This window comes from Nocardia sp. NPDC004340 (assembly GCF_053602575.1).
The window spans coordinates 488,053-509,863 of record NZ_JBSGDW010000003.1; the positions used below are offsets into that span (position 1 = coordinate 488,053).

Below are 21,811 nucleotides of genomic sequence, written 5' to 3' on the forward strand. Positions count from 1 at the left end.
GCATTACTGCAGGCTAGAGGCGAATCGGAAGCAAGCGTGCAAGGCACACCGGGTGGTTCGGGTAGTGCAATGGTCGTCCCCGGCTGGAGACGGTGTGTCCGCTGCTTCAGCCCGCCTCGAGGGATTTACGGATCTCGGCCTGGATGTCGAGTTGCGCCCGCGCCGCCGTCAACCCCGCGTTCACCTCGGCCGCGGTGCGCTGGGTGGCGGCCGAAACATATTGCGCCACAGCGGCTTCGATGGATTCGACGGCCTGGGTGGCGGTCGCCCGTTGCTCGGTCAGCGCGGCGGCGGGCAGGGCCGCCATGGCGACCAACCGGTCGTCCCAGGCCAGTGCGGCCTGCTCGAGTTCGGCGCGCAACACGATGGTGGTGGCGTCGTCGAGGGCGTCGGCGGTGTGCAGGGCCCGGATGGCGTCGCGCAGGCGACGGTGCAGGCGCGGCTCCGGGTCGTGCGAGCCCGCCCACGAGGCCGGGGCGCGGGTCGGCATGCCCGGCACCACCTGGTTGGCGGTGGCGGTCGAGGCCCGCTGGCTGCGCGACACCAGGACGATGCCACCGGCCACGGCCGCGATCAGGATCAGCGCGACGGCTACGAAGATCAACACGGTCGGTTCCGCTCTGCTCGGTTATCGATGGGTGGTGGGGCGCGTGGGCACGACGGTGGAGTGGCTCGGCCCGCTCGGATGACGGCTCGGCGTGTGATGCCCGCGCGCGACCGCGAACGCCACCACCACCGCGACGATCACCGCGAGCACGGCCACGATCGCGGCGATGATCTTCGCCTTGCTCCACGGCCGGTCGCCGGACACCTGCCCGGTCAGGCCGTTGATGTACACCTGGTAGGTCTTGTCCATGTAGACGACCGTCAGCAGCCAGATCGGCAGCAGCACATGCTTGTACGCCAGCCAGTTCCAGTTGGTGTTCAGCTCGTGGATGCGCTGATGGTCGCCGCCGATGTCGGCGCGCACGCTCGACTCGATGGCCGACTCGATCCGCTGCTGCGCCTCCGGGAACGACTCCTCGGCGTCCTTGTCGTAGGTGCGGCACAGGTGCCCGGCCACGAACTCCGGCGAGTAGGCGCGCGCCTGCTCCACCGGCCACGGCTCCAGCGACCGGATCCGGTCCCGGTTCAGATTCTCGTTGGCCAGCACCGGCAGATCGGCGAAGTCGTTGCCGACCTCACCGGCCACCGAATGCCATCGCGTGTGGGTCTCGTAGATCGGATCGCCGTCCTCGTCGGTGCCGACCCGCACCTGATAGTCGTCGCCGCGCTCACCCTGATACCAGCTCGCGGTATCGGCGTCATAGGTGAAGTACGCGGTGTACAGACTCGAGAAGGCCCCGATCCGCCGGTACTTCCGGAAGTTCGACGGCGCGAACCACCGCTTCGACACCCACTTCTCGACCAGTTCCCGAGCCTGCTTCTCCCCTACCAGGAACGGCACGACACCGTCCACCGGCAGCCGGGCGGGCGCATTGTGCACGTCATCGCGCTGAATCGGGGTCGCGCAGTAGGGGCATCGAGTGGCGGTCAGACTCCCATTGAATCCCGTGGTCCCACCGCAGTTCTGACACTTCACCTCCCACTCGCCGGTCACCCGCGGCCCCGCCGCCTGCCCCTGCAACTCCCGCAGCGCCGCCATCGCGGGCCCCAACTCCCGAGCCTGCACCGGCACGTTCGGCGCGGTCACCGGCGACCGGTTCCCGCAACTCGGGCACAACAAATCCTGGCCCGCCGGATCGAACACCAGCTGCGCCCCGCACGCCGAACACGGATACGTCCGAGTCATCTCGGTGCCGTGCAACATGGCCCGATCCGGCGCCACCGGCTGCGCCTGCGGCCCAGGACCTCCCGCCCCCTGCTCGGGCTCGCCCACCGCGGGAACGAACACCGGAGCCACGACCATCGGCTGCGGCATCGCACCCATCGGCGCCTGCATCGGCGCATGGGGCGCGAATCCACCCGGAAGCGGCGGTGGCACCGCTCCCCCCTGGGCCATCGACGGAACTCCACTGTGGCCGACTCCCGAGCTCGGAAGCGGCGGGGGCACAGGGGATCCCGCTGTCCCCGGCAGGGGCGGAGGGGCGACGGCACCGTGCGGGGGCATCCCGGCACCCTGGGGCATGGGCGGGACACCGGTCGCGCCGCGCGGCGGAAGCGGGGGCGGCACAGGGTTTCCCGCGCCGGGCATCGGCGGTGGCATCGTCCGTCCGGGCTGTGCGGCGCCCGGGAGGGGCGGCGGGCCGGACGGGGTCGCCGCGTCGCCGGGGTCGGCCGCGACGGGAGGGGTCCACTGGCGGGGTTCGGCGGTGTGCGGGGCGGCGTCGCCGCCGGGGAGCGGGGGCGGGCCCGCGGGGCGCTGTGGGGGCTGGTGGTCGTTCATGTGCGCTCACTCGGTGCGGCGGACTCGACGGTCACGCCATTGCGGTGGAAGGTGTTTCGGGACGCACCGAGTCGTCGGGCGTTCGATCGGGCGGGTGACCGGATTCGGGTACGGCGAACCGACCCGTCGGCTGTCAGGGCCGACGGGTGGTCCGGGCGGATCCGGGTGCGGTGGTCGCCGTTACTGCGGGGGCAGCGGCGGCGGAGTGCCGGGCAGCGGCGGCGGGGTCGCGAAGAGCGACTGCAGCGCGGGGACGGTGGCGGCCGGGGCCCAGCCCGGCATGCCCTCCGCCCACACATTGGTGTCGCGGGTCAGCTGTCCGCCCGAAACGTACTGGCGTAGCTGGTCGATCGGGAACGGGCCCGCGGCCTGGCCGCCATTATCGAAGTGGAACTGCTGCTGGCCCGGCAGCGGCGGCGGGGCCTGCTGCGGCGCGGGCTGGGCGTAACCGCCCTGCTGGGGCTGGCCGTAGCCGGGCTGCGGCTGCATGCTGCCCTGCATGGCGCCCGCCATCTGCCCGCCGAGCACGACACCCATGCCGGCCTGCATGGCGGCTCCCATTCCCCCGCCGGGGTTCTGGGCGGCGGCGAGCATGGCGTCGGCGGCCTGCATCTGCTGGTACCGGTTGAGGTCGACATTGTTCATGAACCCGCCGGCCTCGACACCGCGCGCGACGCCGCGCGTCATGGCCTGCTGGATCTCCTCGGGCAGCGAGATGCTCATGGTGACGCCCTCGACCCCGACACCGAAGCCGGACAGTCGCTGGCCCACGAATTCGCGCAGCTTGTCGGACAATTCGACCTGGCGGCCCTGCAGGTCGATGGCTCCCAGCCCGCTGGCCAGCACCATGTCGGAGAACGCCAGCGCGACATTGGCCCGCAACTGCTCGCTGAGCGCCTCGGCGTCGACCTCGGCATTGGTGCCGATCATCTGCCGCAGGAACACCTCGATATCGGTGACCCGCACGTTCGCGGTGCCGTTGGCGCGGATCTGCACCATCCGGAAGTCGGGGTCGCGCACGGTGACGGGCTGCGGTGTGCCCCACCGCATATCGGTGACCGCGCGGGTATTGACGTAGTACACCTCGGACCGGAACGGCGAGTTGAACCCGTGCCGCCACCCCTGCAGGGTGGACATGATCGGCATGTTCTCGGTGGTCAGCGTGTAATGCCCGGGACCGTACTTGTCGGCGAGCTGACCCCGATACACGAAGACGGCCTGCTGCCCCTCCCGGACGATCAGCTCCGCGCCGTTCTTGATCTCGTTCTCATACCGCGGAAACCGCCACGCCAGCGTGGTCCGGCTGTCATCCAGCCATTCGATGATGTCGACGAATTCGCCGCGAATCATGTCGAACAGACCCATCGAGTTCTCTTTCCTCCCTCGGGCGCGACCCTCCGCCCCGGCCGAGTATGGCACAGGACGGCGACGCGCCAGTCACCGTCACGTGGCTATCGAGCGAACCACGGGCAGCGTTAATGATCCCGTACGACCCTGTGCCCCACACCCTTTCCACCCGGGTCGCCTATCAGTGCCCGCGCGTCGACGCGGACACGGCCGATCCGGATCGAGCACCTCGCCGGGGCATACCCGCCGATGGCCTGTCACCCGCAGTTGATCGCGGTGTAGACACTGGCGAGTGTCAACACGGACAAGAGACAGAGAAACTTCTCAGCAACCCATATTTCCGGTGTTAACGTAGCGCTCACGGCCCTTTTGGCCTGTCATACGCCACTGACAGCAACCATCTGGCGCCGCCATAGTCGCGACCTGGAGGAGTAGAACCCAGATGCTGGCATCCATCGCCCGCTCGGCAGCAGTAGCCGCACTCGCAGTTCCGCTGCTGACCCTCGCAGCCCCGTCCGCCTCGGCGGCCGAGCCCGCTGCCCCGGCCCCCGCCCAGCCCGCGGCGCTGCAGAACATCGACGCCCCCTACATCTCGATCACCATCTGCCTCCACATCCCGACCCCCGGCTCCGCCACCCTGGACTGGTGCTGGCCGTAACCCCGACTGCCGCACCTGCGACGGCCCGCCCGATTCCGATCGAGCGGGCCGCCGTCATTCCCGGACCAACCCGCGACCGCCGGAACACCGTGCGGCAGCGACCCGTTCGTGGCGCGGGCGCGATCAGGGGGTGGGTACCTTCACCTCGATTTCGCCGCCGAGGTGGTAGCCGTCGGCGAGACGGAGGTTGTCTCCGCTCCAGAACCTGCCCGGGTCGTACCAGTTCGGACGCTTCTCCGGCAGGAGACCCATGGCCTGGTAGGTCATGGCGACGATCTCCGCGCAGTACGCGTTCTCCAGTCCCGCAGTGGTTTCGGGCGTACCGGATCGTTTCGGCCGGGGGACTCGGCCGCGCAGCCACCGGCCGGCGAGCGCGGTCGTGGAGGGAAACGGCATGCCATCGAGCCGGGCCACCGTGCGCAGCGCGGCGTCTTCCATCTCGCGGGTGACCGGGCGATCCAACTGCCGGGTCCAGGCCTGCTGCTCATAGTCGTTGCCCCAGCGCATGACCGCGGCCCGCAGGTCGTGCAGCTGCGCGCCGCGGTGGTTGTTTCCGGACCAGACGTCGGGCAGCGACCGGCCGAGCTCGGCGTGCCAGATCAGCGCCGGAAGGTCGTCGATGACCACCGCCATGCCCACGTGGTTGACGGGGCTGTTGGTCAGTCCGCGGATCGCGCGGTCCGCACCGGAATGCCCACGGAACAACCACAGATCCCCGGTCCTGGTGAGTTCCGCCGCTTCGTCCAAACCGATACTCGACACCGCTTCGCGTGACACAACAGCTAGCCTAGGCGCATGCGATGGTGGAAGGTGCTCGGCTTGGCCGGAGCCGCGGGAGTCGCCGCGACCGGAGTGGTGATCGTTCGCTCCGAACGCAAACGCCGCGCCTACACGCCCGACGAGATCCGCGACCGGCTCCACGCCCGCCTCAACGATCGCCCCGAATAGGGCCGAGACCGTTCTGGTTCACCGCTTTTCGGCGCGCGCGTAGTGCGCTTGGCGCATGAGGTCGAGCAATTCGGCGGGCATGTCGGTGATCGGGTGGGCGTAGTCGGCGGCGAGGTCGACCGGTGTGGTCATGTGGACCGTCCAGCCGTGCCGCGCCAGCCAGTCGCACGGATCGGCGCGGGCGTCGTCGTACAAGAGGTCGCTGACGTCCAGGCTGCCGAACGGGTTGCTGCCGAAGAACTTCTCCTCCGTATCGGCGAAGTTCTGCGGGTCCACGGTGCGGGCGAAGTCGTCGGTGGCCACGCTGCTGCCGGGCGCGGACAGCGCGTCGATGCGTTCGAACAACGCGTCGTGCGCGGGACCCGGCAGGAACGGCAACAGCCCCTCGGCCGACCACGCCGTCGGCTGACCCGGATCGAATCCGGCGGCAGTCAGCGCGGCGGGCCAGTCGTCGCGCAGATCGACCGCAACCACGCGGCGATCGGCCTTGGCCACCGCGCCGTGCTCGGCGAGGACCCGGTCCTTGAACTCCAGCACCCGAGGCTGATCGATCTCGAAGACCACCGCGCCCGCGGGCCAATCCAGCCGGTACGCCCGCGCGTCCAGACCGGACGCCAGGATCACCGCCTGCCGCACACCCTCCTGGAACGCCGCGGCGAAGAACTCGTCGAAATACCTGGTCCGGACACCCATGAACCGCCCGAACCGCCGGACATCGCCCACCGACTCCGGGTCGGCCAGGATGCCCAGAAAGTGCGGTTCACCGGCCGCTTCGACGAACCAGGCCGCGTAGTCGTCGCGGATCATCGGCTCGGGATCGATCGTCTCGAGCGCGCGGAACGTGGCGACGCCCAAGGCGGTCAGGCCCACGCTCGTCACAATGTCCCAGCTGTCCCCGTCGGTTCGCATCAAGGTCACCCCACTGGTGTCAGAGATCGTCCGAACTAGCCCGGGCGAGGCATCGCCCGATCACCACCCAGTCGATTCTGCGCCCATACGGAAGCTCCGGCAACCGACTGGACACCCACCGCAGCCAGATCTCGTGCGATCCGATACGGAATTCAGCAATATTCTGGCAATCTGCACGATGGGAGGCGTGCGAGGCCCGGGTGCGTTCCGTATCGATCCATACCGGGACCTGATAGCGAACACCACCCGACCTGACGGACGGGTGGTGTCGGTGCGTCGCGCCGCAGCGCGTTCGTCGTTCGGCGCGAATCCCTACTTGCGCCCGGTGAATTCGTCCATCGAGTGATAGACGCCCACCGTGTTGAGGTAGAAGTCGCGCAGCTTCAGCGGCAGCAGGCCGGAGATGGCGCGGTTGAGGCGGGAGGTCCAGGGCAGGACCACCAGGGCGGAGCCCTTCTTCATCTCCGACCAGGAGGTGTCGACCACTTCCTCCTGCTCCAGGATCGGGGTGAACCAGAAGCCCTTGGCGCCGTCGAACATTCCGGTGTTGATGTAGGTCGGGCAGACGGTCGTGAACCGCACGTGGTCGGTGCCGGACTGCTCGAGTTCCAGGCGGACCGAGTCCGACCAGCCCAGCGCCGCCCACTTGGAGGCGGCGTAGACGCTCATGCGCGGGTTGGAGACCAGGCCCGCGGAGGAGGCGATATTGAGCACGCGCGCCTCGACGCCGGTGTTGGCGACCATGGCGGGCAGGAACTCGAGGGCGATGTACATGGGGGCGAGGGAGTTGATCGCCATGGTCTTGTCGATGTCGGCGCGGTTGTCGGTTTCCCAGAAGTAACCGTTGCCGCGCACGATGCCCGCGTTGTTGACCAGCACGTCGATGCCGCCGACCTCGGCGCGCACCGCCGCGCCCGCCTCGGTGATGGCGTCACGGTCGGACACGTCGACCACGTAGTGGTGGATGCGGCTGCCACCGAGGGCCGCGAGCTCTTTCGCGGTCTCTTTCAGCGTCACCTCGTTGATGTCCCACAGCACCACGTCGGCGGCCTGTTCGGCCACCGCCCGCTGCGCGAACGACTTGCCCAGACCCATGGCGGCGCCCGTGATCAGGACCCGCTTTCCGGCAACGGTCTTCATAACCCCTTGTTCCCCTGTCGAATGGTCGGCGGAATCACTTCTGCCGCAGTGCCTTCATGACGTTCAGGTAGAGCGTCATGGTCTTGGCCCACAGCTGCTCCGACATGCCCGGCAGCGGCGCGATGGGCAGCACCCGCTGCACCGCGATGGTCTGGGTGTCGATGTACTTCAGCAGGCCCTCGGGTCCGTGGCGGCGACCCGTGCCGGAGATGCCGAGCCCGCCCGACGGCGCGGCGACCGAACCCCAGGCGGCGATGAAGCCCTCGTTCACGTTCACCGATCCGGCGTTGACGCGGGCAGCCACCTCGCGGCCGCGGGCGATGTCGCGGCTCCACACGCTGGCATTGAGGCCGTAGGCGGTGTCGTTGGCCTGCGCGACGGCCTCGTCGTCACTGTGCACGCGGTACAGCGACACGACCGGTCCGAAGGTTTCCTCGCGGTAGACGGTCATGCCTTCGCGCACGCCTTCGAGGATGGTGGGCTCGTAGAAGTACGGGCCCAGGTCCGGGCGTGCCTTGCCGCCGGCGAGGACGGTCGCACCCTTGGCGACGGCGTCGTCGACGTGCGTGGAGACATTGTCGATCTGGCGCGGGAAGGTCAGCGACCCGATCTCGTAGCCGAAGTCGAGGGTCTTGCCGAGCGTCAGCTCCTTGGTGTGCCCCGCGAATTCGCGGACGAACTGGTCGTACACCTTGTCGTGCACGTAGATTCGCTCGATCGACTCGCACAGCTGCCCGGCGGAGGCGAAGCAGGCGCGCACCGCGATCTTGGCGGCGGTGGAGACATCGGCGTCCTCGAGCACCAGCAGCGGGTTCTTGCCGCCCAGTTCGAGCGAGTAGCCGATCAGCCGCTCCCCCGCCTGCTGGGCGATGGTGCGGCCGGTGGCGCTGGACCCGGTGTAGTCGACGTAGTCGGCGCGCGCGATGACCTCGGTGCCGACGACCGCGCCACGCCCGAGCACGGCCTGCCACAGGCCCTTGGGCAGACCCGCCCGCTCGGCGATGTCGATGGCCCACAGCAGGGTCAGCGCGGTCTGATTGTCCGGTCGCCCGATGACGGCGTTACCGGCGAGCAATGCGGGCAGCGCGTCGGAGGCGCCCAGGGCGAGGGGGTAGTTCCACGGCGAGATGACCGCGACCACGCCCTTGGGCCGGTTGCGCACCTCCACCTGGGTGAGCACCGGCATGACGCCGCGCGGCTTGCGGTGCGCCAGAATCGATTTGCCCTCGGCGGCGTAGTAGCGGGAGTTGACCGCGACATCGGACACCTCGTCGAAGGCGTGCACCCGGGACTTGCCGGTCTCGAGCTGCACGATGTCGAGGATGGTGTCCTGCTCGGCCAGCACCAGATCGTGGATGCGGCGCAGCAGGGCCGCCCGTTCCCCGACCGGCACCTTCGCCCATTCGGCCTGCGCGGCGCGCGCGGTGGCGAAGGCGGCCTCGATATCGGTGACCGAGGATTGCGGCAGGTCGGCGATCTTGGCGCCGGTTGCGGGCGCGAACACCTCGACCGAGGGCGCACCGCCCGCGACGGCATGGCCGAGCAGGCGCTGGACCAGGTCAAAAGGCAGCGCATCGGCAGTGGCGAGCTGCGGGGCAGTCGTCATTGGTCGCCCTCTCGAAGAGTCGGATCCGGTGGAGCTCACTATTAACTGAACACCAGTGTTACATGAACACCAGTGTTAGATTAATAGACGTGACGCATGCGATGTCAAGCCCTTCGGCGGACAAGGCCACCCCCGCCCGCCGCGGCCGCCCCCCGCAGACGGAGCAGCAGGCCGACCAGGTGCGCGCCCGCATCGTGCTGGCAACCGCCGAGGTGTTCGCCGCGCACGGGTCTCGCGGGCTGAGCGTGGCCCGCATCATCGAGCAGGCCGGACTGGCCCGGCCGACCTTCTATCGGTATTTCGCCAATGCCACCGAACCGCTGCACGCGGTGCTCACCGTCTCCAACGACGACCTCGTCGGGGGTATCCGGTCGGCCCTGGAGCGCACCGAGGAGCCGGTCGAGCTCGGTATCAACATGATCGAGGCGTATCTGCACTGGGCGGGCGGGCACGGCTCGATGCTGGCTCCGTTGTTCGCCGAGCTGCACGATCCGAGTTCGCCGGTGTCGGAGTACCGGAATCGGGTGGTCGACGACATTCGGGTTCTCGTGCGCAACAAGATCACCGGGCTGGGGCGGCCCGCACCTACGGACCTCGATCTCGATACCGCGCTGCACACGTGCGAGTACGTCGTCTTCCGCATCTCCGCGGCCGCCCCCCACGGCGAACCCGATCAGGCCACCATCGATGCCGCCCGGCTGACCATGATTCGCGCCGTACTCACCACGCTCGGCACCCGCCAGGACGTCGAGTACGCGCTCACCGTTCCAGGATTGTTCGAATCCGCCTGATCCGGGCCATCTCGTTGGTTGACCCGGGCCGGCGGTCGAATGACGTACGCACTGAACCGATTCGAAGCGGGTTCAGTAGGCGTCGAGGTGGGCTTCGATGGCCTTGACCGCGGTGCCCGCGCCGTCCTCCTGGGCGATCTGTTCCGCGAGCCGGGTGGCGTTGTCGCGGTAGAAGCTGTCGGTGGTCATCGCATGCAGGGCGGCGACCAGGCCGTCGACCGAGAGGTCCCGCTGTGCGATGGTCGCCGGGCTGACGCCGAGGTCGCGCATCCGCCGCGCCCAGAAGCCCTGGTCCGCCTGGCCGGGGACGGCGGCGAAGGGCATGCCCGCGCGCAGGCTGGCCGAGGTGGTTCCGGCGCCACCGTGGTGAATGGCGGCGGCGACCTGCGGGAACAGCCAGTCGTAGGGCACGCTGCCGATGGTCATGACGTCGTCACCGCTGATGTCGAGGTTCATCCAGCCTGTCTGCACGAGGGCGCGGCCGCCGAACCGCCGCAGCGTCTCGTTCAGCAGCTCCGAGAATTCGGCGCGACGGTCGCGACCTTCGGTGGTGCTGCCGAATCCGACGAACACCGGGGGCGGTCCGGCTTCGAGGAAGTCCACGAGTTCGGTGGGCGGCTCCCAGTCGAGGGGCCGCGGCGGCCACCAATAGCCGGTGACCTCGAGCCCCGGGCGCCAGTCCGCGGGCCGTGGTGACACACTCGGCGAATAGCCGTGCAGCACCGGCCATTCCGACGCGGTGCGCCGACGCCGCAGCGTGCGGGCGGACACCTTCGGCAGCCCCAGATCCCGCCGGAAGTCGGCGACCGGGCCGCGATACACGGTGTCGAAGACCCATGCCCCGACGTCGGCCGTCAGCCGGTTCCGGAACCCCCCGAAGTCCTTGTCCCCGACCAGACTCGGCGGATGCTGCGTGGTCGCCGACAAAGGGAACAGCCGCAATCCGATCGCCGGAATCCCCTTCGCCTCGGCGAGCTGGAATCCCGAGAACTCGGTGATCGGACTGAGCAGCAGCGCATCCATCGGCTCGTCGATGAGCGCCTCGATCAATCCGTTCCCCAGAAACCGCTGCCCCTCCGGCCAGGCCAGCTTCTCCGGCACCACCAGATCCTCGTGCCCGCTCAGATCCACATTGAACGGATCCGACTCGTCCACCTTGACATCGGCCCCCATCAGCCGAAATTCGAGCCCCGCCTCGGTAATCAACTCGCGGAACAAACAATGCGCGGCAACCACTACCTCATGCCCCGCATCCCGCAACCGCAACGCCACATCCAACAGTGGCGCAACGTCCCCCCGGGTCCCCATCGCCGCAATTACCAACTTGCTCACGCGTCAACTCCTGCCCGACGAGACCCGATCGATTTCACCCCTCGAATATCGAATGCGCACTGCCACTTGGCAACTGATCGAACGCCCCAGTCATGCGCGCATCTGGAACCCGCCACCACCGGCCCGTCCACCGCTCGCCGCCGGTACCCCTGGCGGGGGTATCCGCGGACGACGAGCACCCCTGGAAATCCACTGGCCGAGCTCGTGGTGCCGGGTTCACAATCCAGCCGTGGCCATCACGGAAAGGACAGGCCGGATTTCGATCCGCGTTCAGGCGACCGGGTGGAGCCTGCTGTCGTGGGTGTTGTTCGCCGGCTCGGGCCCCTTTGCCAAAGCCATGATGGTGTCCGGCTGGAGCCCGGCGGCCGTGACATCGGCGCGAATCGTCCTGGCCGCGGCGCTGCTGTTGCCGATTGTGGCCTGGCTGCGTCCGCACGCGCTCCGGTTCCCACGGTCGGACCTCTGGCTACCGTTCGCTTATGGGCTGCTCGGTGTTGCGGGCGTTCAGCTCTTGTTCTTCGTCGCGGTGGCCGAAATCCCGGTCGGAGTGGCGATCGTTCTCGTCAACCTCGCCCCCACATTCATCGCCTTGTGGATGCGCATCGCCCGCGGCGCGCGCCTGCGCGGGTCGGTATGGGCGGGAATCGCATTCGCCATTGCCGGATTGGCCATCGTTGCCCAACCCTGGCAGTCGGCCAGCCTGAATGTCGTCGGCCTCATGGCAGGACTCGGTTCGGCGATGTGCTCGGCTGCCTACTTTCTTCTCGGTGAGTACGGCGCCCGCCGGACCGACCCGTCCGGGCTCACCGCGACCGGGCTGCTGGTCGGAGCTGTTGCGGTGTCCGTGATCGCTCCTCCGTGGGCCGTCCCTTTCGACCTGCTCACAGCCCCCCACCGCGCTCGGCGACCGGCACCCGCCCGCATGGCTGGTCCTGCTGATCCTGGCCGCCTTCGGCACCGCCGTGCCCTACCTGGCGGGGCTCCGAGCCCTCCGGGAGCTGACTCCGATCGCGGCCAGCGTGCTGGCCGTGGTCGAGCCCTTGGCCGCCGCCGTCCTGGCGTGGCTACTCCTGGGCCAATCCCTCCACCCGGCCCAGGTCATCGGCGCGGTCATCATGGTGATCGGCGCGACGGCGGTGCAGGTCGGCGGTGTCAGTGGCGGAGTTGTTCGGCGATCGACTGGACCCGGGCGCGGGTGATGCCGGTTCTGTGCTCGACGGCGAGGGGGTGGTCGGTGGGCTCGAGTTCGACGAGGGGTCGGGTTCCGAGTGGCTGGGTGTGGAGTTTGGTTTTCAGGTTGATGGTTGTCGGGGCGTAGATGGGGATTTGCGTGGAGAGCCAGCCGAAATAGGGCGGTTCGTCGACTCGGGCGGGGTCGTCCCATAGTTCGGACATGCGGTGGAAGTTCTGTTCGCTGAGGGAAATCCAGACGCCCCAGACGAATTCGTCGTCGCTGCCCAGGATGGGCAGGACGATGCGTGCACGGACGAAGAAGTGTTCGCCGGCGATGACGCACTGCTCGTCACCCAGAACACTGCCGGGCGCTTCGGCTACTTCGTCGTTCCAGTAGGCCGGCGCGGGAAAGGCGAAGCTGAGCGGCGGGCCGTCGTGGAGTTCATCGCAGCAGGTGCAGGTGAAAGTGGAGCTGGTCACGACAGGAAGCGTAGGCGGGTCAGCCGATCGTTTGACGCGGGTGTCGGCCGGATGGGGGTGGGAGAAGGAGCCGGTGCACCGATTCGGGGGTGGGTGGGGGTGCGGAGCATGGGAGGGGAAGGCGATTCGGTCGACGGATGGAGCTGCGGTGATGGGGACCTTGTGGTGGCGTGCTCGGGGAGTCCGGGTCGGGGTGGCGGTGGTGGCCGGGGCGGTGGTCGTGGCCGCGTGCTCGGCTGAGCCGGGGGCGAAGGATGGCGCGGAGACGAGTCGGCAGACGCAGAACGGATCGGTGATGATGTCGGACAACAGTGGTTCGGGGCCGGTCGATGTGCCGGTGGAGCAGGCGAACAAGGCGTTGCTCGAGGCGGCGAAGGACGGGGACGCGGACGGGGTTCGGGCGGCGTTGAATCAGAAGGCGCAGGTCGAGACTCGGGGTGGGTCGGGGCGGACTCCCTTGATGATCGCCGTGCTGGATGACAATGTGCCGGTGGCCAAGGTGCTGATGGAATTCGCGGCGGATCCGGACGCGAAAGATGATCGCGGGGAGAGCCCCTGGGTGAATACCGGGGTCACCGGCAGCGTCGCCATGATGGAGTTGCTGCTGCCCGCGCAGCCGGATCTGACATTGCGGAATCGGTTCGGCGGCAACGCGCTGATCCCGGCCGCGGAGAAGGGGCATCTCGACTATGTGCGAGAGGTGTTGCGGCAGACCGATATCGACATCGATCACGTGAACGATCTGGGCTGGACCGCGCTCCTCGAAGCCGTCTACTACGGCAATGGCAGCGCCGTGTACCGCGATATCGTCCGGGCGCTGGTGGACAATGGCGCGAACGTCTCGATTCGTGATGCCAAGGGCCGCACGGCTTATGACCACGCGGTGCGTCGCGGATTCACCGAGATCGCGGCACTGGTGAAACCCCGGTGACCCCACACGACACTAGGCGCGCTCGAAGTGGATGGCGGGGTCGGTGATCTTGCCGTAGCGGAGGGCGGGCAGGTCGCGGAGGTAGTTCATGTGGAGCTTCCAGGGGGCTCGGGTGCCCTGTTTGGGGAGGACGTCGAGGGAGCGGAGCACGTAGCCGGGCTCGAAATCGAGGAAGGGGGCCGGGCCGACGGCGGGGTCGCGGACCGGGGTGGCCTTGGTGTAGCCCTCGGCGTCCATATGGCGCAGCAGGCGGACGACGTATTCGCACACCAAGTCCGCTTTCAGGGTCCATGAGGCGTTGGTGTAACCGATGATGAAGGCGAAATTGGGGATGCCGGAGAGCATCATCGCCTTGTAGGCCATGGTGTCGGGCAGGTTGATGTCGTGGCCGTCCACGGCGAGGGCGACACCGCCGAAGGGGATCAGATTGAGGCCGGTGGCGGTGATGACCATATCGGCGTCGATGTCGCGGCCGGATTCGAGGCGCAGACCGGATTCGGTGAAGGTGGCGATGCGGTCGGTGACCAGGTCCAGCTTGCCCTGGCGGATGGCCCGGAAGAAGTCGCCGTTGGGTGACAGGCACAGCCGCTGGTCCCACGGCTTGTAGCTGGGGTTGAAGTGGGTGTCGATGTCGAAACCCTCGGGGAGCCAGCGCTGCTGCCAGCCGCGGATCCACGCGCGCATACGCGTCGGATAGCGTTGCGACAGTTGATACATCGCGGTGCTGAGGGCGACGTTCTTGGCGCGGGCCACCGCGTACGCGGCGTGGGTGGGCAGGAGTTTGCGGGCGCGGTCGGCCAGGCCGTCGCGGGCGGGCATCGAGATGATGTAGGACGGGGAGCGTTGCAGCATGGTCACGTGCGCGCCCTGCTCGACCAGCGCGGGACCGAGGGTGATGGCGGTGGCGCCCGATCCGATGAGAACGACCCGTTTGCCCGCCACGTCGACCGACTCCGGCCAATGCTGCGGATGGATGATCGGTCCCGAAAAGCGTTCCGTGCCCGGGAAATCCGGGGTGTAGCCCTCGTCGTAGCGGTAGTAGCCCGAGCAGCTGAACAGGAAGTCCGCGGTCAGGGTGACCGGTTCCCCGTCGTGGTCGGCGGTCACGGTCCACCGGTTGCGCGGCGAGGACCATTCGGCCCGCACCACCCGATGCCGGTATCGGATGTGGCGGTCGATGTCGTTCTCGGCCGCGGTGTCGCGCAGGTACGCCAGGATGTCGTCGCCGTCGGCGATGGCCTTCTCCCCCAGCCACGGACGGAATCGATAGCCGAGGGTGAACATGTCGGAGTCCGAGCGAATGCCCGGATAGCGGAACAGGTCCCAGGTGCCGCCACTGGCCTCCCGCGCCTCCAGCACGGCGTAGGTGCGCCCGGGAAAGGCGCGCTGCACATGGTAGGCGGCATCGATGCCGGACAGCCCGGCCCCGACTATGAGCACGTCGACGTGCTCCGGCATGGTGGCCATTCCCCCAGCGTATTCTCCCCGCCGCGAGCGCAGTGCCCGATGCCGCTACGAACGCGACAAGAATTCCCCGATCACGCCCGCCACCCGGTCCGGCGCCCCCTTGTCGATACCGAAGTGGTCCAGCCCGGGCACGGTGACGCGCTCGTTGTGCGGGATCACCGAGGCGAGTAGCTCCTCGTCGGAGGCGGTCCATGCCCGCCGGTCCCTGTCCCCGTAGACGAGCAGCACCTCGGCGCTGATCTCCGCGTAATTCCGGTACGTGCTGTCGAACCTCTCGTACTGCCGATGCTCGACCAGATTCTGCGGGAGCTGCGCGATGACCTCGTCCTTCTCGGGCGCTTTCATCATGATCGGCATCATGCGCCGGAACATCCACCGCGGCGTCTTCCGGACGGCATCCGGCCCGATCGCCCGCAGGAACTCGATGAAAGCCTCGAGGGGTTTGTCCTGGGCGAGGTATTTCTCGTAGGCGTCCATCCATCCCAACGGCATGGACCCTTTCACCGACAGTCCCGGCTCGTACACCGCGACCTTCGCGATCCCCGTGTTCTTCCGCGCCGCCTCGAGCGCCACGAATCCCCCGTAGCTGTGCCCGACCAGAAATGCCGCGCCCGTCTTGTCCTGGAGCGCTCGCACATCCGCGCAGTCGTCCTCGACCCCGTGCCCGGGGCGCTGCGGCCCGCTCTCCCCGTGCCCCCGCCGCTCGATGGTGTGCACGGTGAACGCGCCGGCCAGGGCCGTCGCGAACCACTCGTATCCGCTCGCCAGGGCCAGCACTCCCGGAATCACGATCACGGCGGGCCCGCTGCCCCTGCTCAGGTACGTGATCCGGGTCCCGTCCTCCGACACCACGGAGTCCACGCTCGGTTCGGCGTCGAAATCGACCATGACAAGCCCTCCCCTTGTCGGGCCGCCCGGCTCAGAAGGACCACGGCGACAGCGGCATCGAGCACCGCTCACGCTACGCCGCCCCGGCCGCCGCGCCCACGCCCGGGGAAACTTCGCACCCCCGCAGCGTGTCCCGGCCCGGGATCACTCCCGATTGCGCAGGCCGCTCGCCCGCAGGACCCGGCGCGCGATGCCCGACCGGATGGATTCCTCGGTCCCGAGGATCCGCACATGCTTCCGGGCCCGGGTCACAGCCGTGTACAGCAGCTCTCGCGTGAGCAGCGTCGATTCGGGCCCGGGCAGCACCGTCGACACGGTGTCGTACTGGCTGCCCTGGCTGCGGTGAATCGTCATGGCGTACACGGTGGTCACCCCGGGGAACTGGGTGGGATGCACCAGGTACGGCTCGGTGCCGCGCTGCAGCGCCGCGCGCAGCGTCCCGTCGGGCACGCGCACGATGACACCGGTGTCGCCGTTGTAGATCCGTGCCTCGTGGTCATTGGCGGTGACCAGCAGCGGCTGCCCCGGATACCAGTGCCCGGCACCGGGATCGGCGCTGATCCCCGCCCCGATCACCCAGCCCGCGGCCAGCCGGTCCCAGCGTTCGACACCGGCCGGACCCTGCCGGTGCGCGCACAGCAGTCGATGCGATTCGAGGGCGGTGAGCGCGGCGGTCGCGTCACCCTCGAGCGCCGCGTCGGTGGCTTCGCGGGCGGCCCGCAGCACGTCCGCGCGCACGCCGGCGATGTCGTCGGGCGCGTGCAGCGACAGTTCGTCACCGCCGTCGGCGAGCAGGGCGAGCGCGCCGTCGGCGTCACCCGCGCGAATGGCGACCGCCAGCTCCGCGATCCGTCCACCGAAGCGGCGACCGCGCGTCAATCGGACGATGCCGCCGCGCAGCCGTTCCCGTTCGCGCCCGGACAGCGCGTCCGGATGCGCGGCCGTCGCCCGCAGGTCCCCGCCGAGAATGCGATCGAGCGCCGGATTCGCCTGTCCCGGAACCGGTCCGGCCACCAGGTCGGCGAGCACCGCGCCCGCGTCGACCGATGCCAGCTGGTCCGGGTCGCCGACCAGTACGAGCCGCGCGTCCGGCCGGACCGCGGGCAGCAGCCGGCTCATCATGGTCAGCGACACCATGGAGGTCTCGTCCACCACGATCACGTCGTACGGCAGCCGATTGAACTCGTTGTGCTTGAACCGGCCCGCGCCGCCGCGCTGCCAGCCCAGCAATCGGTGCAGCGTCGCGGCCGTGAGCTCGGGCAACCCGATCTCCCCGGCCTGTTCGCGCACCGCTTCCTGCATGCGTGCCGCCGCCTTGCCGGTCGGCGCGGCCAGCGCGATCCGCAAGGCGGGGGCGCCGGGCACGGCCTGCTGGTGCGCCACCAGCAGCGCCAGCACCCGGGCGATGGTGTGGGTCTTACCCGTACCGGGCCCACCCGCGACCACGGTCGTCCACTGTGTGGTGGCCAGCGCAGCCGCCAGCCGCTGCCGATCCGGCGGCTCGCCGGGCCCGCTGTGATCCGGGAACAGCCGATCCAGTTCGCGCCGCACCAGTTCCGCGTCCACCATCGGATGCGAGGCGGCCCGCTCGGTGAGCACCCGCCGGATGGTCTCCTCCTGCCGGAAATACCGGTCGAGGTAGAGCAGCGGCCCGGCATCACCCGGCGCGTCGATGAGCCGCAACGGCCGCAACGGCCCCGCCGGACTACCCGTCACCAGCGGACTCACCCGCAGCGCCGCGATCACGGACTCGACTTCGGGCCATGGCAGCGTCGCCGGATCGATGGCCGATTCCTCGGTCCCCTCGGCGTCCACGCCGATCTCGTGCATGCGCCGTACTTCCAGGCACACCGACCCGGATCGCACCGCGCGGACCGCCAGCGCGGTCGCGAACACGACCGCCTCGGACCGTTCCCCGCCGAGCCGCGCCAGCCGCAACGCCACGTGCACGTCCGCCGCCGAGAGCACCCCGGCGGCATTGAACACCTGCAGCAGTCCGGTGCCGCGCTGCGCCAACTGAATCGAGGTCATCGCACCACTCCCGTGTCACCGGCGAGCAGCGCCGACAGGTCCTCGACCAGGGCGGCGGGCGGATGCCAGTCGAAAACGCCGCAGCCGTCCGGGGTGTGGGGCCCGACCATGCCGCGCACGAACAGGTACCGGATGCCGCCCAGGTGCCGCGCCGGATCGTAGCCGGGCAGCCGCCACCGCAGATACCGGTGCAGCGCAACCGAATACAGGATCGCCTGCAACGGATAGTGCGAGCGCATCATCTCCGCGGCCATGCGCTCGCGGGTGTAGTGCGCCACCGTCAGATCACCGACGCCGAGCCGGTTGGTCTTGTAGTCGACGACCAGGAATCGCGGCCCGTCCGTCCGCAACACGGCGTCGATACTGCCGGTCAGGTAGCCGCGCAACGGGGTGTCGTCGAGGTGCGCGAGCTGGTCGGCGTAGGGCGCGAACACGTCGTCGTCGGGCAGGTGCCGACGCAGCAGATCGGCGATGCGCGGCACGGTCACTCGCGCGGCGACCGGATCGTCGCCTCCGGCGAGCGGCAGCTCGAAATCGAGTTCGCTCAACCGATCCCGCGCCGAGAACCCGGCGAGCGTCCCGTCCCCGATCGGCGTGTGCATGACCGCCAGCAGCGCCCCCGACAGCACCTCGGGGTCCGCGTCGAACATCTGCTCGTTCACCGCGTGCAGGCAGCGGGCCCGGATCTCGGCGGCCAGGTCGGCGGCGTCGGTGTCGACGTACTCCAGCACCTCGTGCACCAAGGTGCCGAACTCCGCGCCGTAGGGCAGCGAATTCATCAGCGACGGCGCGGCTCCCGCGAACGCGCTCAGATCGTCGGCGAGCACCGCCTGGTCGGCCGGTTCGTCGGCGACACCGCCGCCCTCGGGCAGATCGGCGGCGGGCAGCGCGTCGTGCGCGCCCGCGGTCAAGGCCGAATAGGAGGTGCGCCGCCACGCCTGATCGAGCGCCCGGTCGAAGCGGGCGGCGGCCAAGGGCTCGGAGGCCGTGGTCGTATCGTCGTGCGGCAGCCGGGCGCGGGCGATCTCCCGCACCGGCTCGACGGCGATGACGCCGGGTTCGGCGGTCGACGCCCAGTCCCGGATGCGTTCCAGCACTACCGAATCCGCGGGCACCGGCACCTTGTCCGCGACGGCGGGGCTGCCCGGTTCGCGCCCCAGCAGCATGCGGTGCAGCGGCGCGGTCTGGGTGTCGTAGGCCGGCGCCCACCACGCCACCACCTGTGCGCCCGCCCGCGTCAATGCCACGTACAGCAGCCGCAGTTCCTCGGCCTGCTCCTCGGTTTCGGCGCGCAGCCGCCGGGAGTTGTAGCCCGGCGCGTCGGAGCCGCCGACATCGAGGACGCGGCGGCCCTGCTCGTCATGGAACAGCAGCGTCGGCGGATTGCGCAGTTTGGCCGCGTCCCACGCGAAAGGCAGGTACACGACCGGGAATTCGAGCCCCTTGCTGGCGTGCACGGTCGCCACCTGCACGGCGGCGGCGTCGCGATCGAGCCGACGGCTGCGATCGGCGACGCTTCCGGAGGCCGGGTCGCGCACGCGATCGGCCAGCCAGCGGGTCAGCGCGGACAGGCCCAGGCCCTCGCGCAGGGCCGCGTCGTCGAGCAGCTGCGCGATCTGCCGCAGATCGGTGAGCTGCCGTTCCCCGCCTTCGAGGGCCAGCAGACGCGGCGCCAATCGGGTTTCGGCACTGAGCTTCTCGGCGACCGCCGCGAACCCGGCGCGAGCGAACAGCCGGGCCGCGTCGCGCAGATCCGCACTGAGCCGGCCCACCAGATCGGCGCCCCCGGCGTCGATGTCCGCCGCGCTCACCCCGAGCAACGCCGTCCCGGCCGCCAGCCGCACCCGGTCCCCGCGATGCGGCTGCTCCACCGCCCGCAGCACCCACAGCCATTCGGTGGCCGCGGGCGTCCCGAACACACTCGCGCCACCGGCCAGCACCGAGGCGACCCCGGCCGCCTCCAGCTCGGTCCGCACCATCTCCAGTTGCGCGCGATTGCGCACCAGCACCGCGATATCGCCGGGCCCGATGGCCCGTTCGCGGGGAGTCCCGGCATCGATGAGCACCCCGGACCCGAGCAGCCCGACGATATCGGCGGCCACATCGACGGCGACCCGCTCCCGCTGCCGACCCACCGTCGGATACCCGGACTTGTTGAGCGGTCCCGCCCCACTACGCGGCAGGCACCGCAGCCGCAGTGGCGTCACCCGCTCGGGCGCACCCGACAGCCGCGAGAACGGCCGCGTCGCCGCCACCCGGTGCACGGTGATCTCCTTGTGCCCCAGGGCCGCACCGCCGTGCACATGCTCGAGCGCGGCCAGCAGGCCCGCGTCACTGCGCCGGTTGGTGGTCAGTTCCCGCTTGCTGTCGGCGTGCGCCACCGCGTCCAGGTAGCTGAGCACCTCCGCGCCGCGGAAGGCGTAGATGGCCTGCTTCGGGTCGCCGACCAGCACCAGGGTGGCGTGCCCGTGGAAGGCGCGGCGCAGGATGTCCCACTGCAGCGGATCGGTGTCCTGGAATTCGTCGACCAGCGCCACCCGATACCGGTCCCGGATCCGCGCGCAGGCGCGCGGGCCGTGCTCGGGATCGGCGAGCACCTCGTGCAGCAGCACCAGCAGGTCGTCGAAGTCCCGCAAGCCCGAAAGCCGTTTGCGCCGAGCGGTTTCCACCCGGACCGCCGACGCGAACGCCACCCGCTCGGCGGCGGGATCGTCGTCGCTCTCGGCCTCCGGCATCAGGAGCGCGTGCGGGTCGCCGACCGCCGCCGCGGCCAGCCGCTGCGCGTCGGCGGGCCCGAACACCGATCCGCTGCGCGCGTACCGGCTCAGATACAGGTCGTCGGCGACCGTGGACACCACATCGGCGACGCTCTCGACCAGCCGCACGCCCGGGTCCTGCTCCCCCGACAGCCCCAGTTCGTCGAGCATTCGCTGGCAGAAGCTGTGCGTCGTGGCGATGGTTCCGGCGTCGAAGTCCGACAGCGCCGTCAGCAGCCGCTCCCGCCTGGTCGCGATCTCGCCCGGGTTGCCCTGCGCCAGATGCCGGATCAGCTCGTCGCCCGACGCGAGCGCCCGATCCGGCTCGGCCAGCGCGGCCGCCACCGCGACGAACCTGTCCCGGGTGCGCTCCCGCAATTCCTGGGTCGCGGCCCGGCTGAAGGTCACCAGCAGCAGCTCCGAGACATCCACGCCCAGTTCGGCGACGAATCGCACCGCCAATCCGACGATGGCGTACGTCTTTCCGGTGCCCGCGCTGGCCTCGAGGACGGTCGTCCCCGTCGGCAGCGGCCCGGTCAGCTCGAATCGGTTCCCCGAATCCGCGAAAGTCCCTGGTGCGTCGGCGGTTCCGGGCTTAGCGCCCTCAGGCACCGCACCGGCGTCTGAACGCGGCGCCGCCGAGGCGTCGTCCCACAACCCTTGTCCTGCTAATTCATCACCCGAACCCGGAGAGACGCTAGCGTCCACGGCATCCGAATCGTGGTGGGGCTCCGACGGATCAGCGAGGTGCGATTCCTGCCGGCCGGTCGCCTCGGGAGCGGCGGCCCACAGCCCCTGCGCCCCGCCGGAATCGGCCTCCTCGGAGACCGTTTCGCGCACGTCGGCACCGGAGTCCAGCCCGCCCGGCAGTGTCGGTTCCGCCCGCAGCAGCCTGCGCGGCGCGGGCCGTGGGGCCAGGTCGGGATCGGTGAACGAGAACAGGTCGTCGGTCATGCGGGGCTCCCGGG

Annotated in this window: 17 protein-coding genes and 2 pseudogenes; 6 read left to right on the forward strand and 13 right to left on the reverse strand. The window is 69.6% G+C overall.

The features are described 5' to 3' along the window. Positions 1-106 precede the first annotated feature (106 nt). The 3 genes from ACWEOI_RS14330 to ACWEOI_RS14340 all read right to left on the reverse strand — a co-directional run bounded on the left by ACWEOI_RS14330 (position 107) and on the right by ACWEOI_RS14340 (position 3,751). Positions 107-607 carry a hypothetical protein gene (locus tag ACWEOI_RS14330; RefSeq protein ID WP_433666131.1) on the reverse strand — a complete coding sequence of 167 codons (501 nt, stop codon included), beginning with the start codon at positions 605-607 and terminating at the stop codon, positions 107-109. A 21-nt stretch (positions 608-628) separates the two neighbouring features. Beyond that, positions 629-1,930, reverse strand: a complete 1,302-nt coding sequence (locus ACWEOI_RS14335; protein WP_452359859.1) for a hypothetical protein — start codon at positions 1,928-1,930, stop codon at positions 629-631. Between the two features lie 636 nt (positions 1,931-2,566). Next, positions 2,567-3,751 (reverse strand): SPFH domain-containing protein, encoded by a 1,185-nt coding sequence (locus tag ACWEOI_RS14340; RefSeq protein WP_433666133.1) that lies wholly within the window; start codon positions 3,749-3,751, stop codon positions 2,567-2,569. A gap of 424 nt (positions 3,752-4,175) precedes the next feature. Here ACWEOI_RS14340 and ACWEOI_RS14345 point away from each other — a divergent pair, with 424 nt between their 5' ends. Continuing rightward, positions 4,176-4,391 (forward strand): hypothetical protein, encoded by a 216-nt coding sequence (locus ACWEOI_RS14345; RefSeq protein WP_379277067.1) that lies wholly within the window; start codon positions 4,176-4,178, stop codon positions 4,389-4,391. 123 nt (positions 4,392-4,514) lie between these two features. Here ACWEOI_RS14345 and ACWEOI_RS14350 read toward each other — a convergent pair whose 3' ends face one another. Further along, entirely contained in the window at positions 4,515-5,168 is a 654-nt protein-coding gene (locus ACWEOI_RS14350; RefSeq protein WP_433666134.1) for a hypothetical protein, read from the reverse strand. A gap of 18 nt (positions 5,169-5,186) precedes the next feature. Here ACWEOI_RS14350 and ACWEOI_RS14355 point away from each other — a divergent pair, with 18 nt between their 5' ends. After that, positions 5,187-5,339, forward strand: a complete 153-nt coding sequence (locus tag ACWEOI_RS14355; RefSeq protein ID WP_433666135.1) for a hypothetical protein — start codon at positions 5,187-5,189, stop codon at positions 5,337-5,339. Positions 5,340-5,357: 18 nt separating this feature from the next. Here ACWEOI_RS14355 and ACWEOI_RS14360 read toward each other — a convergent pair whose 3' ends face one another. The 3 genes from ACWEOI_RS14360 to ACWEOI_RS14370 form a co-directional block, all read right to left on the reverse strand. Continuing rightward, entirely contained in the window at positions 5,358-6,248 is an 891-nt protein-coding gene (locus ACWEOI_RS14360) for an SAM-dependent methyltransferase (RefSeq protein WP_433666136.1), read from the reverse strand. Between the two features lie 312 nt (positions 6,249-6,560). Next, on the reverse strand, positions 6,561-7,388 hold the full coding sequence (locus ACWEOI_RS14365; protein ID WP_433666137.1) for an SDR family NAD(P)-dependent oxidoreductase: 828 nt from the start codon (positions 7,386-7,388) through the stop codon (positions 6,561-6,563). Between the two features lie 34 nt (positions 7,389-7,422). Continuing rightward, positions 7,423-8,994: a succinic semialdehyde dehydrogenase gene (locus ACWEOI_RS14370; protein WP_452359860.1), complete on the reverse strand. Its 1,572-nt coding sequence runs from the start codon at positions 8,992-8,994 to the stop codon at positions 7,423-7,425. An 89-nt stretch (positions 8,995-9,083) separates the two neighbouring features. Here ACWEOI_RS14370 and ACWEOI_RS14375 point away from each other — a divergent pair, with 89 nt between their 5' ends. Next, entirely contained in the window at positions 9,084-9,785 is a 702-nt protein-coding gene (locus ACWEOI_RS14375; RefSeq protein WP_452359861.1) for a TetR/AcrR family transcriptional regulator, read from the forward strand. A 72-nt stretch (positions 9,786-9,857) separates the two neighbouring features. Here ACWEOI_RS14375 and ACWEOI_RS14380 read toward each other — a convergent pair whose 3' ends face one another. After that, a complete protein-coding gene (locus ACWEOI_RS14380) occupies positions 9,858-11,093 on the reverse strand; it encodes a glycosyltransferase (RefSeq protein ID WP_452360148.1) in 1,236 nt (411 codons plus the stop codon). A 364-nt stretch (positions 11,094-11,457) separates the two neighbouring features. Here ACWEOI_RS14380 and ACWEOI_RS14385 point away from each other — a divergent pair. Both ACWEOI_RS14385 and ACWEOI_RS14390 read left to right on the forward strand, forming a co-directional pair. After that, positions 11,458-11,733 (forward strand): annotated as a pseudogene (locus tag ACWEOI_RS14385) (EamA family transporter); the annotation flags it as partial. 307 nt (positions 11,734-12,040) lie between these two features. Further along, positions 12,041-12,316, forward strand: a pseudogene (locus ACWEOI_RS14390) (EamA family transporter); the annotation flags it as partial. Here ACWEOI_RS14390 and ACWEOI_RS14395 read toward each other — a convergent pair. Then, positions 12,270-12,770 (reverse strand): DUF2199 domain-containing protein, encoded by a 501-nt coding sequence (locus ACWEOI_RS14395; protein WP_452359862.1) that lies wholly within the window; start codon positions 12,768-12,770, stop codon positions 12,270-12,272. The pseudogene ACWEOI_RS14390 and the gene ACWEOI_RS14395 sit on opposite strands and share 47 nt — an antisense overlap. A gap of 151 nt (positions 12,771-12,921) precedes the next feature. Here ACWEOI_RS14395 and ACWEOI_RS14400 point away from each other — a divergent pair, with 151 nt between their 5' ends. Then, positions 12,922-13,701 carry an ankyrin repeat domain-containing protein gene (locus tag ACWEOI_RS14400; protein WP_452359863.1) on the forward strand — a complete coding sequence of 260 codons (780 nt, stop codon included), beginning with the start codon at positions 12,922-12,924 and terminating at the stop codon, positions 13,699-13,701. A gap of 12 nt (positions 13,702-13,713) precedes the next feature. Here the strand turns inward: ACWEOI_RS14400 and ACWEOI_RS14405 are convergent, their stop codons facing one another. The 4 genes from ACWEOI_RS14405 to ACWEOI_RS14420 all read right to left on the reverse strand — a co-directional run bounded on the left by ACWEOI_RS14405 (position 13,714) and on the right by ACWEOI_RS14420 (position 21,797). Beyond that, complete coding sequence (locus tag ACWEOI_RS14405; RefSeq protein ID WP_433673386.1) at positions 13,714-15,159, reverse strand: NAD(P)-binding domain-containing protein; 1,446 nt, start codon at positions 15,157-15,159, stop codon at positions 13,714-13,716. A gap of 54 nt (positions 15,160-15,213) precedes the next feature. Then, positions 15,214-16,056, reverse strand: a complete 843-nt coding sequence (locus ACWEOI_RS14410) for an alpha/beta fold hydrolase (RefSeq protein ID WP_452359864.1) — start codon at positions 16,054-16,056, stop codon at positions 15,214-15,216. Positions 16,057-16,200: 144 nt separating this feature from the next. After that, positions 16,201-18,087 carry an exodeoxyribonuclease V subunit alpha gene (recD, locus tag ACWEOI_RS14415; protein WP_452359865.1) on the reverse strand — a complete coding sequence of 629 codons (1,887 nt, stop codon included), beginning with the start codon at positions 18,085-18,087 and terminating at the stop codon, positions 16,201-16,203. Then, positions 18,084-21,797, reverse strand: coding sequence for a UvrD-helicase domain-containing protein (locus tag ACWEOI_RS14420; protein ID WP_452359866.1), 3,714 nt, complete (start codon positions 21,795-21,797; stop codon positions 18,084-18,086). Before ACWEOI_RS14420 ends, recD begins: the two co-directional genes overlap by 4 nt. Between the last annotated feature and the right edge of the window lie 14 nt (positions 21,798-21,811).